Source organism: Chitinophaga arvensicola (assembly GCF_900110835.1).
Classification (GTDB): domain Bacteria; phylum Bacteroidota; class Bacteroidia; order Chitinophagales; family Chitinophagaceae; genus Chitinophaga; species Chitinophaga arvensicola.
In genome coordinates, this window is the sequence record NZ_FOJG01000001.1 from 205,118 (window position 1) to 223,480 (window position 18,363).

General features: G+C 47.2%; 15 protein-coding genes. 4 read left to right on the forward strand and 11 right to left on the reverse strand.

Features of this window, described 5'->3' with window-relative positions; translation table 11 throughout:
* Positions 1-55: 55 nt before the first annotated feature.
* Both BMW79_RS00870 and BMW79_RS00875 read left to right on the forward strand, forming a co-directional pair.
* On the forward strand, positions 56-820 hold the full coding sequence (locus tag BMW79_RS00870) for an EI24 domain-containing protein (RefSeq protein WP_089889278.1): 765 nt from the start codon (positions 56-58) through the stop codon (positions 818-820).
* Complete coding sequence (locus tag BMW79_RS00875) at positions 820-1,536, forward strand: SAM-dependent methyltransferase (RefSeq protein ID WP_089889281.1); 717 nt, start codon at positions 820-822, stop codon at positions 1,534-1,536. The genes BMW79_RS00870 and BMW79_RS00875 overlap by 1 nt, the downstream gene beginning before the upstream one ends.
* 42 nt (positions 1,537-1,578) lie before the next feature.
* On the opposite strand, the gene BMW79_RS00880 is transcribed toward BMW79_RS00875, so the two are convergent.
* Together BMW79_RS00880 and BMW79_RS00885 are read right to left on the reverse strand one after the other, a co-directional pair.
* The gene (locus tag BMW79_RS00880; protein WP_089889284.1) at positions 1,579-1,968 is read right to left on the reverse strand and encodes a hypothetical protein; all 390 of its coding nucleotides are present in this window, start codon (positions 1,966-1,968) and stop codon (positions 1,579-1,581) included.
* A gap of 23 nt (positions 1,969-1,991) precedes the next feature.
* On the reverse strand, positions 1,992-3,365 hold the full coding sequence (locus BMW79_RS00885) for a M20/M25/M40 family metallo-hydrolase (protein ID WP_089889287.1): 1,374 nt from the start codon (positions 3,363-3,365) through the stop codon (positions 1,992-1,994).
* A 177-nt stretch (positions 3,366-3,542) separates the two neighbouring features.
* On the opposite strand from BMW79_RS00885, the gene bshA reads away from it, so the two are divergent.
* Entirely contained in the window at positions 3,543-4,682 is a 1,140-nt protein-coding gene (bshA, locus tag BMW79_RS00890; protein WP_089889289.1) for an N-acetyl-alpha-D-glucosaminyl L-malate synthase BshA, read from the forward strand.
* On the opposite strand, the gene BMW79_RS00895 is transcribed toward bshA, so the two are convergent.
* From BMW79_RS00895 to porU, 8 genes are all read right to left on the reverse strand, one after another.
* Positions 4,679-6,064 carry a murein hydrolase activator EnvC family protein gene (locus BMW79_RS00895; protein WP_143059039.1) on the reverse strand — a complete coding sequence of 462 codons (1,386 nt, stop codon included), beginning with the start codon at positions 6,062-6,064 and terminating at the stop codon, positions 4,679-4,681. The genes bshA and BMW79_RS00895 overlap by 4 nt on opposite strands.
* A gap of 86 nt (positions 6,065-6,150) precedes the next feature.
* Complete coding sequence (locus tag BMW79_RS00900) at positions 6,151-7,608, reverse strand: murein hydrolase activator EnvC family protein (RefSeq protein ID WP_177192004.1); 1,458 nt, start codon at positions 7,606-7,608, stop codon at positions 6,151-6,153.
* 90 nt (positions 7,609-7,698) lie between these two features.
* Positions 7,699-8,535, reverse strand: a complete 837-nt coding sequence (locus BMW79_RS00905; protein WP_089889298.1) for a DUF4292 domain-containing protein — start codon at positions 8,533-8,535, stop codon at positions 7,699-7,701.
* A 24-nt stretch (positions 8,536-8,559) separates the two neighbouring features.
* Positions 8,560-10,296 carry a tetratricopeptide repeat protein gene (locus tag BMW79_RS00910; protein WP_089889301.1) on the reverse strand — a complete coding sequence of 579 codons (1,737 nt, stop codon included), beginning with the start codon at positions 10,294-10,296 and terminating at the stop codon, positions 8,560-8,562.
* 3 nt (positions 10,297-10,299) lie between these two features.
* Positions 10,300-10,743, reverse strand: a complete 444-nt coding sequence (dut, locus tag BMW79_RS00915; RefSeq protein ID WP_089889304.1) for a dUTP diphosphatase — start codon at positions 10,741-10,743, stop codon at positions 10,300-10,302.
* A gap of 37 nt (positions 10,744-10,780) precedes the next feature.
* A complete protein-coding gene (ispF, locus tag BMW79_RS00920) occupies positions 10,781-11,269 on the reverse strand; it encodes a 2-C-methyl-D-erythritol 2,4-cyclodiphosphate synthase (protein WP_089889307.1) in 489 nt (162 codons plus the stop codon).
* A 138-nt stretch (positions 11,270-11,407) separates the two neighbouring features.
* On the reverse strand, positions 11,408-12,583 hold the full coding sequence (gene porV, locus BMW79_RS00925; RefSeq protein WP_089889308.1) for a type IX secretion system outer membrane channel protein PorV: 1,176 nt from the start codon (positions 12,581-12,583) through the stop codon (positions 11,408-11,410).
* A 103-nt stretch (positions 12,584-12,686) separates the two neighbouring features.
* On the reverse strand, positions 12,687-16,097 hold the full coding sequence (gene porU / locus BMW79_RS00930; protein ID WP_089889311.1) for a type IX secretion system sortase PorU: 3,411 nt from the start codon (positions 16,095-16,097) through the stop codon (positions 12,687-12,689).
* 155 nt (positions 16,098-16,252) lie between these two features.
* Between porU and BMW79_RS00935 the strand changes: the two genes are divergently transcribed.
* A complete protein-coding gene (locus tag BMW79_RS00935) occupies positions 16,253-17,803 on the forward strand; it encodes an SUMF1/EgtB/PvdO family nonheme iron enzyme (RefSeq protein WP_089889314.1) in 1,551 nt (516 codons plus the stop codon).
* A gap of 70 nt (positions 17,804-17,873) precedes the next feature.
* Here the strand turns inward: BMW79_RS00935 and bcp are convergent, their stop codons facing one another.
* The gene (bcp, locus tag BMW79_RS00940; protein ID WP_089889317.1) at positions 17,874-18,335 is read right to left on the reverse strand and encodes a thioredoxin-dependent thiol peroxidase; all 462 of its coding nucleotides are present in this window, start codon (positions 18,333-18,335) and stop codon (positions 17,874-17,876) included.
* Positions 18,336-18,363: the final 28 nt, after the last annotated feature.

Here is an 18,363-nt window from a genome sequence, read left to right on the forward strand (position 1 = left end):
TTTCATAAAAACAGGAACAAACACAAATTCAGTCATACTTAAAAATAATCAGGCGTTGTTTTCATTCAGAGAGGTACTGTCGGCTGTTCAGTCTTACGGAAAAGCCCACCAATTTATACTACAGCATAAATTATGGAAATGGATCCTGATTCCGGGAGTCATTTATTGCCTGCTTTTTTTTACAGGCTTTTATTTCGTTTGGGGCTACTCCGGTGATTTTGTGGAATACCTCACCCGGCTGATGCACATCACCGAATGGGTACAGGACCTGGAAAGCAGCTGGCTAAGCTTCCTTTTTATACTGGTTGCTTTTTCGATCCGCATTGTATTTGTTTTCTGGTACTTCTCTTACTTTAAATACCTGTTCCTCATCGTAGCATCTCCCGTATTTTCCTATTTATCGGAGAAAACGGAAGCGATCCTCGATCATAAAGAATTTCCTTTCAGCTGGTCCCAACTCGGACAGGATATCCTGAGAGGAATAAAAATGTCCTGCCGTAATATCGTTTACCAGACCGCTGCAATACTTGTATTGCTGCTGGTATCTTTCATACCCGTTGTAGGCTGGCTCACGCCCATGCTGGGCTTCTTTATTGAGTCGTACTTTTATGGATTTTCCATGATGGATTATAGCTGCGAACGGCACCGTTTAAACATGTCACAGAGCATTGATTTTATCCGTCAGCACCGGGGCATGGCCATCGGCAACGGCATGGTGTTCTACCTGTTTATGCTCATTCCCGTACTGGGCTGGATGCTGGCCCCTTCGTATGCGGTGATTGCGGCCACTATTGACTTACAAACAAAAAGACTGAAATAATGAATACTCCCGGCAAAGTGTATCTGGTTCCGACGGTATTGAGCGCCGATGCCCTGTTCAGCATTCCTGCATATGTTACCGCTATCGTGCAGCAACTGTCTGTTTTTTATGTAGAAAATGAAAGAACTGCCCGCCGCTACTTAAAGTCGCTGGACAGAAATATCAATATAGATAACCTGCAGCTGCTGGTGATGAATGAAAATCAACCGCCAGACCTGGTGATCGCCAAAAAACTATTGCTGGAAGGAAAAGATATAGGTATCCTGAGTGAAGCCGGCTGCCCTGCTATTGCCGATCCAGGCCACCTGGTAGTGAAGCTGGCGCACAGCATCGACGCCCGCGTGATTCCTATGATTGGCCCCAATTCCATGCTGCTGGCCCTCATGGGCTCCGGTATGAACGGGCAGAATTTCCAGTTTGTAGGCTACCTCCCTATCAAACCACCGGAAAGAACTAAAATGATAAGGGAACTGGAACAAGAATCAGAAAAGAAAAAGCAAACCCAGCTTTTCATTGAAACACCCTACCGGAATAACCAGCTGCTAAAGGACATCCTTGATAACTGTAAAGACTATACGCAGGTTTGTATTGCAGCAGATATTACGGCGCCCACAGAATATATAAAAACAAAAACGGTAAAGGAGTGGAAGAAACAATTACCTGATCTTCACAAAAGACCGGCTATATTCCTCCTCTACGCCGCAGGAAAGGAATAAAATGAAACGGGGATTTTGCTATATGGCAAAATCCCCGTTTCATTAAGGCAGATCCTGTCTCGCAGGATCTTTGATAGAAATGATACTGTCTACAATAAAGGGACTGTATCCTCTCCAGGGAATTGCTCCCAGATATTCTTTATAATGAAGCTCCACTATTTTTCCGCTCGCCGTCATTAATTGCTGTGCAATCCTTTCGCTGCTTACAGAAAACTGGAATTCGTTCGACTGGATAGTACCGGCTACCTTTCCCCGGTAACCCGACTGGATCAATTTGCCTTCATAGGTTTTAAAGACGTACCCCTTCTGCACAAAATAATTCAGCTCCCCGGCCTTCACGCCTTGTCCGAAAACAAAATAGTATTTGTAGAAGAAAATACCTCCCAGAACCAGTATGATAATAGATACAACGATAAAGACAAACCTGCCCATATGTAAAGTTTAGTGATGGATGATCAGAAATTCTTATCTACAAGATAAATGAAAGCTGCCATACCAAAAGCACCCAATTCAAGTTCTCTTTTATTTACTGCCTCAAACACATCATTGCCTGCATGGTGGATGTCGAAATAACGTTGCGAATCCGGATAAAGTTCAGCCATTGGCGTACCAATGGCGGCATTTAACTGACCTACATCTACCCCACCACCTGGTTCATCAAAATCGTGTAAGCCATACGGCTCCAGCAGTGGCTTCCAGCTATTGACTTTCGCTTTCAGTGTTGCATTCATCGTAGTGGTAAAGCCTCGTGGAGTAAAGCCACCCGCATCGCTTTCCAATGCAAAAATATGCTTCTCACCAAGTGCTTTAGCCACTTCGGCGTACTTCTTACCGCCACGGGTACCGTTTTCCTCGTTGGCAAACAATACCACGCGCAGGGTATGTTCGGGGCGCATGTTCAGCGCTTTAAAGGCACGTAATACTTCGATAGATTGTACACAACCGGCGCCATCATCATGCGCCCCTTCCGCCACATCCCAGGAATCGAGGTGGCCGCCCACCGTAATGTACTGATCAGGGTATTTACTGCCTTTAAATTCCGCTATTACATTATGACCAATAGTATCCTGTTTCATTTCACAATTGGTGCGGAGGAATACGCTGGCACTGTTATCGTCTTTGATGCGGTCACTCAGGCGGTCCGCATCTTCCAGACCAATGGCCACCGCAGGAATCAGCGGGTAGGCGCTATCGTATTGCATAGCACCTGTATGCGGGAAGTTGTTGGCGCCATGCGACATAGACCTTACAATCACGGCCAATGCGCCATATTTCGCAGCTCTGCTGGCTCCCTGGCCACGGTACTTCACCGCATCGCCATAGGAATGGAACGTTTTGATAAACGTAGGATTGAAATGGTAGTTATAAAAAACGATCTTTCCTTTCACCTGGTCTTTCTTCGCCTCCAGGTCTTCAAAGGAAGATACCTCCAGTACCGGTGCAGTAACCCCATCCGGGCCACTGCCTACTGAGTTACCCAGGGCCAGTATTTCCAGGGGGGGCATGAAATCACGTCTTTTTGAGATGATACGGGCTTCTTCCTTTGCGCCTCTCACCCAATGCGGCACCATACATTCCTGCAGGTAAACCGTATCGGCACCGGCGGCCTTTAACGCATTTACACCCCATTGCTCGGCTTTGGGCATTTGCGGAGACCCCGCCAAACGACCACCAATCTGCTTGGTGAGCACCCGTAAATTCTCGTAGGCACTACTATGGGTCAACACTTCATCAGCAAGTTTTCTCAAGGTCACTGAATCACTCTCCTGCGCCACTGCCACGGCCGGCAGCGCACAGGCTAACAAAATTGGCACAACATATTTTCTCATTGCAGCAGGTTAATTTATGGTTAAAACTACTAAAAAAGCCGAACCGGGAAAGTAGAAAGGTACCTGCGGTAGTTATGTGCCAGCCAATACCCCGGTACCGCTCATCCCACCAGACCTGTACATGATGCAATATCCCTATGGTTTTTAGTACCTTTGCAGAATGCAAAAAAATAACTCATGCGCATAGGAATAGTATGTTACCCTACCTACGGTGGTAGTGGGGTGTTGGCCACAGAGCTGGGAAAGGCCCTGGCAGATAAAGGCCATATGGTTCACTTTATTACATATCAACAGCCGGTAAGGCTCAACGCGTTTCACGCTAATATATATTATCACGAAGTTCAGGTCCCTACATATCCGCTTTTTGATTTCCCTCCCTATGAGTCCGCTCTCAGCAGCACCATGGTGGATGTGATCATTAACCAGAAACTGGACCTCCTGCACGTTCACTACGCCATTCCGCACGCTTCTACCGCCTATATGGCCAAGCAGATCGTGAAGAAACACGGCAGAACAGTGCCTTTTATCACCACCCTGCACGGTACAGATATTACCCTGGTAGGTAAGGACAAAACCTACGAACCGGTGGTTACCTTCTCTATCAATGAATCAGATGCTATTACAGCGGTTTCTGAAAACCTGCGGGATGAGACCTATAAATCGTTCCCGATAGAAAAGGATATCTCGGTGATCTACAACTTTGTGGATACCCAGCGTTTCAGCCGCCGGGAACTGCCTCATTTCAGAAAGGCGATTGCCCCGAACGGCGAAAAGATCCTGTTACACGTATCCAACTTCCGTAAAGTAAAACGCGTACCGGATGTGGTAAAGATCTTTGCCCTAGTGCGTAAGGAAATTCCTGCAAAACTGCTGCTGGTAGGTGATGGTCCGGACAGGCCTTCCATTGAATGCCTCTGCCGCGAATTAGGAATCTGTGAAGATGTAAGGTTTGTTGGTAAACAGGAACAACTGGAAGATGTGATGTCGATTAGTGATTTATTCCTGCTGCCATCAGAATATGAAAGCTTTGGATTAGCCGCACTGGAAGCCATGGCTGCCCAGGTACCGGTTATTTCCTCCAATGCAGGTGGTTTACCGGAAATCAACATTCCCGGCGAAACCGGCTACATGAGTAATGTAGGTGATGTGGAAGGCATGGCAGCTCATGCTATTAAACTGTTGCAGGATGAAACCTTGCTGGCAAAAGTAAGAAAGGGTGCATGGGAACAGGCACAACGCTTCCATATTGATAACATCATCCCGCAATACGAAGCATTATATGAAGAAGTGTTGCTGAAACAGGTGCAATTGCTTTAACGGCTGCGGATCCATCGTTCGGGATTCTGTTTCACCATATTCCGGTATATCTGTAATTCTATCTCGCCTGTATTACTACCAGGACCAGATGCGGCCACGCCCAGTATTTGCCCGCGCTTTACAGAAGCCCCTTTGCTGACACGAACATCGAGCAACCGCACATAGTTGGTAAAATATTTTCCATGGCGCAGGGTAACCATATATCCTGCGCCTGGTACCATAAATACCATAATTACTTCCCCGTCGAAAATGGCTTTTACAGCCGCTCCTTTTCCAGTGGCAATGATAATACCATTGTGATCCACATCAATTTTGCCCACTTTTCCAGCCCCGAAATGCCCGGTGATGCGGCCTGCTTCCACCGGCCACGGTAAACGACCACGATTGGCTTCAAAATCACGTGACAGCGTTAATGCTTCCGGTGTGGCAGCCAATACATCTTCATTGGACGTTTTGGCCACCGGCATATCTTCCTCTTCTTCTTTTTCTTCCTTTTCTACTTTTACCGGCACTTTCTTACCAGCTTTCTTTGCGGCGTTGGCAGCTGCCAGCGCCGCTCTTTTCCGGGCAGCAGCCTGTTCCCGCCTCTTTGCATCGGCGGCTTTCCTGCGTGCCAGCGCCTGTGCGGCCGCTTTCTTCTGTGCGGCAGCGATCTCCCGCCGGATAGCATCCTGGATAGCATTATCTACCTGCCGGGCTTCGGCCTGATTTTTCCGGATCCGTTGCTGTAACTCCTGTTCCTGGTCTTTCAGCTGGGCAATTGCTTTATCTGCCTCTTTCTTATCCGCCATCAGGTCTACCTTGTAACGCTGTTCTGTTTTTAGGGCGCCGGTTTTCTGCGCCCGCTGCTGTTGCAGGGCCACCAGCTTCTCCGTTAACAGTGCGCGGGTAGATAACAGGCTTTCTGCCTCCTTACGCCGGTGTTCCCGGTATTGCTGCAGGTATTGGTACCGGCGGAGTGCATCATTAAAACTGGTAGCGGAAAAAAAGAAATTCAATACCCCGTAGGAGTCACGCGTTTTGTAAGCGTATACGACCAGTTGTGCATACCGGGCCCGGAGCGAATCTACTTCCCGCTCCAGCGTTTGTACGTTACTGTTAGTATTGTTAATATCTCCTTCTATGGAGCTGATTTCATTGTTGATAGAAAGGATCTGTGCATTACGGCTGGAGATTTTCTGCAGCAGTTCCTTTTGCAGCGCTACGTTCTGCCGGGTAGATTTCTTCGTTTGCGCCAGTTCCTTATTTGCTGCTGCTATTTCTTTCAATAGCTCCTGCTTGCGGTTTTCAAGTGCCGCGCGCGAGGGATTACCGCCCCGCTGTGCAAACGCCAGCGCAGGCAATAGCCATAGAGCCATCAAAAGAGGGATCAACTTTCTCAAAAAAAATGCATTTGGTTAGTAAGCGCAAAGCTGAAAGCACCCTTAAATGCTTTCAGCTTTATCTCGTATAGTTTCAGTTATTTAAATTATCTCCTGCGGATCCACTGCTCCGGGTTCTGCTTGGTAATGCCTTTCCAGATCTGCAGTTCCACTTCACCGGTATTTTCAATATCGTTGGTGCTGGCAGTACCTATCACCTGCCCGGTTTTCACATTATCGCCTTTCTTCACGCGGGTAGTTTGCAAACGTACATATGTGGTGAAGTATTGTCCGTGACGGATAATAATTACATATCCGGAGCCCGGCATTACTACCACCGATTTTACTTCTCCTTCGAAGATGGATTTCACGGCGCCGCCTTTGTTGGTGGCAATCACGATTCCATCTGAAGGCACCTGGATGTGTTCCATCACGGCATGCTGGTGGATACCAAAGTGCTCAATGATATTACCGGCATCTACCGGCCATGGCAGTTTTCCACGGTTGGCTTCAAAGCTTTCAGACAGGGCCAGTGCTTCCGGGGTAGCTTCCAGTACGTTTTCTGTACGTGTAGCTGGTTTTTCCGGTTCAGGCGTTGGTTCCGGTACTTTAGCAGGAGCAGGCGCCGGTTTTTCCGGTGCCGGTGTATTATTGGCGGCGGTATTATTGTTACTGTTATTAGCAGCAGCGGCGGCAGCGGCAGCTTTTGCTTTTTCAGCGGCGGCCAGTGCAGCGGCCTTACGGGCTTCTTCATCCCTTCTGCGTTTTTCTTCCGCAGCCTTACGACGGGCGGTTTCTTCCTCGATGGCTTTACGGCGGGCCTCCTCTATCTCCCGGCGAATAACCGCTCTGATAGCTGCCTGCACCTTCTGGGCATCTTTATTTCGTTGATTGATATCTGCCACCAGTTCTTTCTCACGGCCTTTCAGCTTACTCAGTACTTCATCTTTCTCCTTCTTATCCACTTCCAGGGTATTCCGTTGCTCCTGCTCTGTTTTAAGTGCATCTGAACGTTTTACACGCTGTGATTCGAGGCTTTCAATCTTATGGTTTAGCTGCTCCTGGGTAGATACAATGTTATCTGCCTGTCTGCGGCGGTATTCACGGTATTGCTTTAAATATTGGAAACGTTTTACGGCATCGTTGAAGCTCTGTGCAGAAAATACGAAATTCAGCATGTCGTAGGAAGAGCGGTTCTTATAGGCATATATCACCAGTTGTGCATACTGTGCCTTCAGCGTATCCAGATCTTTCTGCAGCGTTTTCACATCCCGCGAAGCGGTATTGATATCCCCGTTAATAAAATTGATTTCTTCGTTGATATTGTTGATCAGCCGGCTGCGTAAGGTAATTTTATCGCGCAATGCACGAAGCTGACCGAGGCTCTCCTTGGTGGATTTCTTGGTTTCCTTCAGCTGTTCGTTGGCTTCATCTATTTCTCTTTGCAGATCCTTCTTCCTTCGCTCCAGTTCTTCCCGCGATTGCTGCTGCTGCCCATTATTCTGGGCAACCAGCATGGCTGGCATTAACCATAGCATCAACATGAACGGGATAATCTTCTTCAAATACAACATGACTGATTTTAGTAACTGCAAATTAAATAAATATACGACGTTTATTAGTTTAATGAAGATGACATTTACGCAATTAACATTTTACATACGCTTATAGCTGGCTGGCTGGCTGAATGGAAAAGTGAGCGGTACATCAAAATCATAACGTGTAAAGTCCAGTGCTACTTTAGTCACATTTTTCTCTTCCACATAAATGCGGCGGGTGGTAGGAAACTTACGGCCGGCCACTTTTGCATAGTCGCCATAAGTCAGTTCACAGGAACGCTTTGCCACGCCAGTACTGTCTTTATCCATTACTTTACTCTGCTGTAATCCGTAATCATCGGCAAATACGTTAAACAGGCTTACAAACTTTGCATGATCACAACTGAACGAAATAATGGCAGGTGTTTTCACTACCTGGTATACCGAATCTGTGAGATATACCGGATTACCGATCAGCATATCCTGCAGGGTTTTGAAATCAAATGGTATATTCAGCAGCTCTTCCGCATCCGACATCTTCCGGAGAAATAATTGCTTGTCGAGCTTATTATACATTTTAAGACTATCCGGCGTTATCACGGCCCGTATAACTTCATCTACAATCGGCGCCGAAATAGACACCCAGATGATACTGTCCTTTTTAATACGGAAAGTAGCATTCAGATTATTATGGCTTTTTTTATCGGTTTCAAAAGCCAGCTTCATTTTACCGGAGAAGGTATTAAACTCAATATGATTGGCATGAATACCTTTCAGCATCTCACTGGTAAAGCGGGCCAGTTCCTCGTTCGACGAACTATCTCCCGCTACTTTTACCTTATTGGTATCTGCAGCCGGAAATGAGGTACGCGCGAGCTTTTTGGGATGGCGGCAAGCCATCATTCCAAGACCTACCGTTATGATTAAAAGTGCGACTTCTATTTTTCTCTTCATTGAGCGATGACTTATAGCAAATGCTTATTGAATATATCTTTTTTCAGCGATCTTTCGGGCCAGGTCAACAGAGGAGGCTCCCTTGTCTTTAGCCATCTGCCAGTATTCCACCGCTTTTGTAACTTCTTTCAGATTAAACAGGATATCACCGTAGTGTTCCAGCACATTCGGATTTTTTTGTGCTTCCGGGTATGATAAAGCTTTCTCAATCCATTCTTTTGCTTCCGCAAATTTCTCCTGACGGAAAAGGATCCAGGCGTAGGTGTCCATGTAGGTAGGACTTTCCGGTTCCAGTTCCAGTGATAGTTTTGATAATTCTGCTGCTCTTTCCAGGTGCTCTCCTCTGAGCGACAGGTAATAGCTGTAGTTATTCATGATCAGTGCATCTTTCGGACGAAGCAGTAAAGCTTGCTCGTAGCTACTATCTGATTGTCTGTGCTGGCCGGTAGCATGATAGGAATCTCCCAGCAGAGAGTAAATATCCCCAAGGAATTTCTTCTCTCCGTTACCTATTTCCAATGCTGTATTCAATGAATTAATCGCATTGGGATATTGTTGCAACAGGAAGCTGGCTACTCCTTTGAAATAGTAGCCCATAAATTCTTTAGGAAACTTACCGGTAACATTATTGCTGAGCGCAAGCAAGGCAGTAGGATCATCCTTACGGGAGTAGATCCACATCAGCTGATACCATACTGAAAAGCGGGTATCATCCAGGCTCAGAGCCTTTTTATAATTGGTTTCCGCGCTGTCGATCATGTCTGCCTGGGAAAACATATCTCCACGCAGTGCAAAGGCTTTGGCATCTTTGGGATGCGCTTTGATGATCAGGGAGGTGAGTTGCAGTCCCTCTTCCAGTTTGGTAGTGTCCATGTTCATCATCTGCAGATAGGGATATACATATGCCACTTTCTCATCGATGCTGTAGCCCGGATTGGCAAAGGCTTTCGTCAGATTGTGCCAGTAGGTAACGGTATCATTATTCTTTTTTGCGTAAGAAGCCAGTGCTATCAAAGCCCGGGGGTTATCCGGATCTTTGGTCAGGATGGTATGATACACCTCAGCAGCATCTGTTACATGATCATTGGCATCATATATTTCTGCCAGCAGGTAATAGTAGCGGATTTCATCCGGTTCCTGGCTGATGAGTTTTTTAATTTCAGCGGCTGCTTCATCCACCATACTCATTTTCAGCAACAGCTTCTGCTTCTGGTAAATGAGTTCTTCCACCACGCCTACTTTATTTTCCAGCTGGTTAAAGGCTGCCAGCGCAGAGGCGGGCTTGTTGGCTTTTGCCAGTAAAATACCTTTGTTATAGAGATAGTCTTCGTTATCGGGATACCTGCTGGTCAAACCTTCAAACACATAAGCCGCGCTATCGAATTTCTCATTCACGGCATAGGCGTCGGCCAGTGTTACCTGGAACCAGTGGTTCTGGGGATCCAGCGCAGCTGCACGACGCGCGAAGATGAGTGCGTTGCCGGCATTCTGTACTTCAATAAAAAGCCTGGCTAATTCGTAATTAACAGTAGGATTGTTTTTATTCAGCCGCAGATAGTCTGCATACTGGGTAATAGCCGTACGATAGTCGCCCAGCATCTTGGAACGCTGAGCGGCAAAAAAAAGGCTATCTGCCCGCTGTGACAGTACAGCGGCATTATAAACAGTGGCATTTTTACGTGATGCCGATGACCTGGCACCACTACAAGCCCCCATCAATAATATCCCAGCCAGTCCTATAACGGTGAAGTATATCCGCATTTATCAGGATTTACCGGTATGTCCAAATCCTCCTACACCTCTAACGGTTTCTGTCAGCACGGTTACCGGTTCTATGACTGCCTGTACAAAAGGAGCAATCACCATCTGGGCAATACGATCACCCGGTTGTATGGTTTGCGGTTCGTTGGATAAGTTGATCATAATTATCTTAATCTCCCCACGGTAATCCGCATCTATCGTGCCAGGCGTATTCAGCAGGGTTAAGCCCTGTTTGATAGCCAGGCCGCTCCGGGGGCGGATTTGCGCCTCATAGCCTGCCGGAAGTTCCATGAATAAGCCGGTCGGAATCAGCATTCTTTCCAGTGACTGCAGTGTAACTGCTGTTTCCAGGTGTGCACGGAGGTCCATTCCTGCCGCATCTGCCGTTGCATAAGCCGGTAATTCATTACCTGACTTATTGATTATTTTCACAATGATATCCGCCATTGAACAAAGATATTTTAAAATAATTATGATTGGTGAATTACTGGGTGATATGCTCCAGCAATACCACCGCATGGGCGGTAACGCCTTCCTCACGGCCTACAAAGCCCAGTTTTTCAGTAGTAGTGGCCTTCACGGATACATCTTCCACACTGATATGCAGGATCTCTGCAATCACTGCCTGCATGGTAGGTACATACGCCTTGATTTTGGGTGCCTGTAAACATAAAGTGCTATCCACATTTACTACCTGGTATCCCTTCTCACCAATCAGCTGTGCGCAGCGCGCCAATAATATTTTACTGTCGATATTTTTGTAGGTATTGTCGGTATCAGGAAAATGCACACCGATATCTCCCAGCGACAGTGCTCCCAGCATTGCATCACAGATGGCATGTAACAATACATCCGCGTCGCTGTGTCCCAGCGCACCTTTATGATGAGGCACCAATACACCTCCCAGCCAGAATTCGCGGCCTTCTGTCAACTGATGGAAATCTACTCCTAATCCTATACGTATCCTACTCATAGTGGTAATAATTTAATCATTTTGCCAATCCGCAAGGTAAGTCAATAAATATAAAAATCCCCCCGTTTTGCGGAGGGATTCAACCAAAGAATTATTTAACAGGTCAATTACTTATATAAACAAATGACTGAATATGTGTTACCATCCGGTACGGCTTTCTTCATCTCTCGGACCCAGATCAAATGTCAGGGTAAACCGCAGGGTATTGGAAAGCGGGTTACGCTGTATACCTGATCCGGAAGGTACCAGGTAAGAAAAATTCAGACCGAAAATATCATACTTCACACCGATACCTGCTGTGAAATATTTACGGTTACCCTTGTTTTTGTTTTCGTTGAAATAACCGGCCCTAACTGCAAACTGCTGATTATACCAGTATTCCATTCCCACAGAGTACATCAGTTCCTGCATCTCTTCTTTGAAACCACCGGGAGCATCTCCAAAAGAGCTGAAGATACCCTGTAACGTTCCTTTCTCTTTATACAGGCCGGCAGAATCCGGAGTAGGTACGAGCAATTTATTGATATCCAGCGCAAATGTCAGCTGATTGGATTCATCCAGCGCCAGTGTGTAGGCTGCACCCAGACCCAGGTTAGTGGGTAAAAAGTCTTTATTGGTGGCGGAACTGGTATAAGAAATCTTTGTACCAATGTTGGTAATGGCAGCTCCTATGTTGAGTTTATTTACCAGGCCGTCATCTTTCTCAAAATCCTTGGTATAAAACCCGGATAAATCGGCGGCAAAAGCTTTACCTGGTTTAATGCTCACACTTCCATTGCTCTGACCACCAGCCAGGTTCGAGTAAATATACCGGGCGGTTAAGCCGATACCGAAATGGTCGGATAATTTACGGGCGTAACCCGCGTCCAGTGCGAATTCCCGTGGACGGAAATCGCCCGTAGCCACCCCGGTCATATCGGTGAAGTTGATAGTACCCAGGGAAAAATACCTCAGGGAACCAGAAATTGCCTGCTGCTCATCCAGTTTGGTATAACCGGATACGGTGGCAAGAAATACGTCATTGACCAGTTCTTTTAACCAGGGGGTATAAGTAACAGACAACCCGCCATTCTTGTCCGCAAAAGGCAGCTTGGAAAGATTGTTATAAATAGACGATGCGTCCGGTGATAGCGCCACTCCCACGTCTCCCATTGCTCCACTACGTGCATCCGGTGTAATTCTCAGAAAAGGAACTGCAGTATTTATAGTATTGGTACGACCGTCTCTCTCATCAGATGGGATTTGAGCGGAGGCTCTCAGACTTATGAAAGTGCCGTAAATGAACACAAGGCCCATTGTTACCTTTCGGATCATGCAGATTTTGTATTTGATAAGGATGTAAAAATAATCTAATTTATTAAATAAATATAGAAAGGGGTTTATATGGGATAATGGCAAAATTATTGTCCTGCATAGGCTATAAAAACACCAGCTTGCCGCCCTTGATTTTTGTTCCTGTAGAAGTACTGATTGTCAGTCTGTAAAAGTACAATCCCGCAGACAGCTTTGCTCCCGAATCACTACGACCATCCCAGGGCATGCCATCAAAACGACCGTTGGTGGAAATTATTGTGCTACGCATAGTTTTTACCAGTCTCCCAGCTATTGTAAACACCTCCAAAGTCAATCTCAACTCTTCTCCCTGCTGATTATGAACAAAAGAAAACCGTGTTATGTCTGAAAAAGGATTGGGATAATTCCTCACCTCATCCACTGCCAGTACGCCCTGTTCTGCCACTTTGAAATACAGCGTCGTGGTAGCGCCATTATTGTAGGTATCCCAGGCTTTAATCGTAATCTTATGTTCTCCTGTAGACAATCCCCTTAGCGGAAAAAGTACACTTCCTTTTTTATAGCTATCCAAAGATGCCCCAAAATAATCATTTAATACAATATAATTGGTACTATCCACAATTGCCGTCAGCTGATAAATGGGGTTGTTACCAGAAACATTGATCCCGCTGCTATCTGCCAGATCTACTATCAGTAACGCATCCGGTCCTGTAATATCGCCATTTCTGAAACGGCGGTTATCAAGCCACGCATTCACTGTTGGTCCTGTCACATCTGCTACCGGTGCGGCAACCTGACCTCCGGTCGCAAAATTATCAAAATATCCGCTACCATCCTGCTTTTCATTAGTGGTATAATAACTGATCTTCCCATGGCCACTTCCTTCCCGGATATCCTTTGGGGCTACAAAAGTAAGGGAAAACCTGCCATTTGCCACTGTCTGAGTTCCCTGAAAAAGTACATTGCGCTGCAGCAGAAAATTTGCCACCTGGCTGCCGGCGTCATTACCTCTCGTCTTTAGTACTGCCGGCTGATCATATACCGTTGTGTATAGCAGACCATTGTACCCCGGGACCAGGTTGCCTTGTAGATCTTCGATATGTCCTTTCACAGTATAGATCCCCAGTCCCTTTATCGTATCGGGACCGGCTGTAACCGCCCGGCCATTAATGGAGTCGGTCAACACCCGGTAGCCGGGAAACGCCAGCGTCAACGCCGGATCCCCGAGCAATTGAAACTTCCGGTTATTTACCGCATCGCCGGAACTGCTGTAAGTAAGGTTCTTGGCCAGCATAGCTGCTGTTCCCAACGCAGGCATACTTCCATCCGCCTGGGGAGTAAACGCGACCTTCAGATAATTGGCATTCATCAACTGGTTGGAAGCCGCAAATACAGCCCTGGTAGTGGTCATCAGGGCAATGGCCCCACCTGTGTGCTGCAAAAGTATCTTATGCCCTAAAGAAGTGATTCCCGGATCATCAAATGGGGCAAAGTCGCAGGTAGCAGTAATAAAGAGCGGTAGCTTATTATCATTATGCCAGTCTGTAATACTGCCTGCATCCATAATATTTTCAGCGGCCAGCCGCGAATTGCTGCCATGCCCGGTATAGTTGAATATCAATGTGCCGTTATTGATCCGGCTGGCTACCGCCTTATTCACTTCGGGATAAGTAGCGCCCCCATTGCCGCTCTCCTGCGGATAAGCATCCAGGTATATTTTATCGATATTCAGCTGACGCACGTCCTTCGTCAGGATAGCCCCCATTTTCTCTGCATCATCAAAGTGCAGGTTATCATCTTCGTCATCTGCCAAAAGAGTGGCCTGGTTGCGCCAGGGGCCGAAGGCGGCCGGCTCTCTGTAGTGCTGAATCTTATCCACCGCCAGCCTGGCCTCCGCTACATTCCGGGCAGGAATACGCCCGATCCCTATATCCAGCAGGTCTGGTTTATCCGTCCGCGTAATATCGCCGGCATCTTTGAGGATACCGAAATAATCGTCTGATACATAGGAGCGTATGGCATCCAGGGAAGCATCGCTTTCCCAGGAAGGAATATCGTTGCTATTATTTTTAATCCGCTGCCGGTAATCATAGGAAGCTGCCCCAAACAACAACAGGTAGCGGGGCGCTGGTCCCCGGTCGTAAAACATCTTCACATAATCCCTGATAGCAGTGGGATCAGGTGTACCTGAAGCAAACTCCTGGTATACCTGGTCGATAGGGGTTACCTGCACCGACAGCTGATCTGCAGCGCGATGCAGTGTTGCCAGTCTTTCAGCCTGCGCCTGCAAGGCCCGTGTGGTAATAATAATCATATCGGCCGGACCGCTGCCATGCAGGTCCTGGTTAGGCACCATCCCGGCGAAACCCGGCTCCGCGGCGTCGGCGGGGCGGAAAGCCATGTATTCCCGGAGCCCGTCATTTCTGCCGGCAAAAAGCAGGGAATCCCCCTGCAGCGTTGTATTGATGAGGATCGGGTGCAACGGGTCCGTTACATCCCAGACTTTCGTCTGTGCGTCTGCATGATGCAGCGCAAACCGGCTCCATTGCCCGCTGCCGGCATAAAGGGTACTCCGGAAGTCGATCATACCGGAAGAAGGTAATACCAGCGGACATCGAGCCTGCACTTCAAGATAATCCAGCCAGCCCCGGTCGTTGATACTGCCTGGTACAAACTCCACTCCCACCTCCAGCTGCGCCTGTGTAACCGCAGCACTACCAGTACCGGTAGCGGCGGTGGCTACGCCTTCAAAAATATTATCGGTCACCGGCAACAGGTACAGGTTACTGACAGCGGCCGCTTTGTTTACGGTGGCATTGAAATTACTGCCGCTGCCACTGCGGGCTGCCGCGCGTATATTAATGGCGACGGCTCCCACCGGGGGGGCGGGCAGATCAAACCGGTAACTGCGCGATAACCCCACTACCTTGCTGAACTCCTGCCCCCACCATTGTTTGCCGGTATTGAGAAAATTAATGCTGTCCCGTTCATAAAAGGCATGATAATCAACTGCATATTCCGGGAGTGCCCCGGTAAGTGGGTTATTGGCGATGGTGGTCCTCAGACCACTGCCACCGGTAGTAATATAATACCAGGCCGTATCTGCATACAGATTTAACTGGTGACCAAAGGTTTTCAGACTGGCATTATAACGCCACCGGTGAGGACCGGGCGCATAAAACAAGACGTAGTCATTACCATCCAGTACGCCATCGCCGCCGTCTTCCACATACAGGGCGGTTTCCGGCACATCGTCGTACCGGGGCTCCGCATTGGCTTCCCCCAGCATCTGTCCGCCACTGCCAAATATCCGCAGGGAAGCGGACGACAGCTGCTGATCGCTGAGCCCCATACTTTTCAGAAAAGGAACATCTATCTTATAGATCCCCGGAGTCGCAATCGCCACTTTATACCAGCTGCCGGTAGCCAGTACAGAATTTTTTTTATAGGTCCGGACGCTGCTTTGGGCATATATTTCAGTCCCGCCACCCAAAAAAAACAATAATATCCAGATAAAAATATAATTGAGTTTCATTACCTTAATCGCAGTTTTTCGACCGGTTGATGTAGAAAAGACCCTGTATCAGCGGGAACGATTGGCAGCAAATTACAAATTAATTTTTTTCGCCATAAAATAAAAAGAAGTACATTTGCGTTTACTGTAAATATACTAGACTAAAGCTGTATCGCATGCGTAGATTAACCTCTTTATCATTGCTCGTAGGTACCAGCGTAATGCTATCCATGAGTGCCTGTCATAAGGACGGCGGGGGACTTTTCGGTAAGAAGAAGGAATCTTCTTCCGCTACGGGCTGGAACTATAACGACCAGAAAATGGGCGGTTTCAGCGTAGCTAAAAACGTGAACCAGCAAACTGGTCCGGGCCTTGTTTTCGTTCAGGGCGGTACATTCGCGATGGGAGCAACCGAGCAGGATGTAATGGGCGACTGGAATAACATTCCACGCCGTATTACTGTTTCCTCCTTCTACATCGACGAATCTGAAGTAGCCAACGTACATTATCGTGAATATCTCTACTGGTTGAACCGTGTGTATGGTGAGTCATTCCCGGATGTATACCGCAACGCAATGCCGGACACCCTGGTATGGCGTAGTGAACTGGCCTACAATGAACCACTGGTAGAATATTATTTCCGTCACCCGGCCTACAACGACTATCCGGTAGTAGGTGTTACCTGGAAACAGGCAACCGACTATTGTAAATGGCGCTCCAACCGTGTAAACGAAAAGTTGCTGATGGACAAAGGCCTGCTTTCCAAAGCAGATGTAGGCAACCAGTCTGATGACAATACCTTTGACACGAAATCTTACACCGCCGGCCTGTATGAAGGTACGCCAGGTAAAATGTCAAAGTCTGCCAAATCACAATTCAAAAACTCCGACGGTACACCCCGTAACGCTGCTTTCGAAGATGGTATCATGTTACCCAACTACCGTCTCCCGACAGAAGCTGAATGGGAATATGCTGCACTGGGTTATATAGGTCAGAACCCCGGCCCTTCCAAAAAAGAAGGCAAACACGGGGAAGAGCTGATCATGAACAAACAGGTGTACTCCTGGGGAACAAATACCAGCGGTTTACGTGACATCCGTCGCGGTACCATGCAGGGACAGTTCCTGGCCAACTTCAAACGTGGTTCCGGTGATAACATGGGTGTGGCCGGTGGTTTGAACGACCGTGCTTCCATTCCGGGTCCTATCCGCTCCTTCTATCCTAACACGTTCGGCATCTACAACATGTCAGGTAACGTAGCAGAATGGGTACTGGACGTATACAGACCACTGAACCCGATTGATGGGGAAGACTTCAACTACTTCCGTGGTAACAAATTCCAGACTGTTTATCAGAACGAAAACAAAGAGTTCGAAAAAGATAGTCTCGGTCACCTGAAAATGCGTGATGTAACCGATGAAGAAAGTGCTAACCGTCTTAACTACCAGAAAGGAGATGTAATCAACTACCTGGATGGTGACTCCCTCTCACAGGTGGAATATGGTTACGGTATCACTACCCTCATCAACGACAAATCACACGTGATCAAAGGTGGTAGCTGGAACGACCGTGCTTACTGGCTTTCACCAGGTACCCGCCGTTACATGCAGGAAGATATGGCCACAAACACCGTTGGTTTCCGTTGCGCTATGGACCGTGTAGGTAGCCCTGAAGGTAACAAGTTCAAAACAGGTAACCTCTTTAAGAAACAACGTCAGAAGAGATAATCTGATATCACATAAAAGAAGAAGGGAGATAGTTTCGCAACTATCTCCCTTCTTCTTTTCAAGCAGTATACTATTTCCACAATTCCAGGATCTCTTCTGTGTGATTTTTAGTATCCGGCTTTTTAATGATATGCGCAATCACACCTTTCTCATCGATAAGGAAAGTAGTGCGATGAATACCATCGTAGGTTTTACCCATCATCTGTTTTTCACCATACACGCCGTATTGATTTACGATCGCTTTATCTTCATCTGCCAGTAAAGTAAACGGCAGTTCATATTTCTCAATAAATTTCTGGTGACTCTGTTCACTGTCGGTGCTTACGCCTACTACTACATATCCTTTCTTCAGCAGATCGGAGTAGTTGTCGCGCAGGTTGCAGGCCTGTGCAGTACAGCCCGGGGTATTATCTTTCGGATAAAAATACAGCACCACCCTTTTTCCTTTAAAATCGGTCAGGGATACGGTTTTACCATGCTGGTCTTTTCCTTTGAAAACAGGGGCTTTATCGCCTTCATTTAAGTTTCCCATATTGATAGTTTTAGCTGTTTGAGATGAA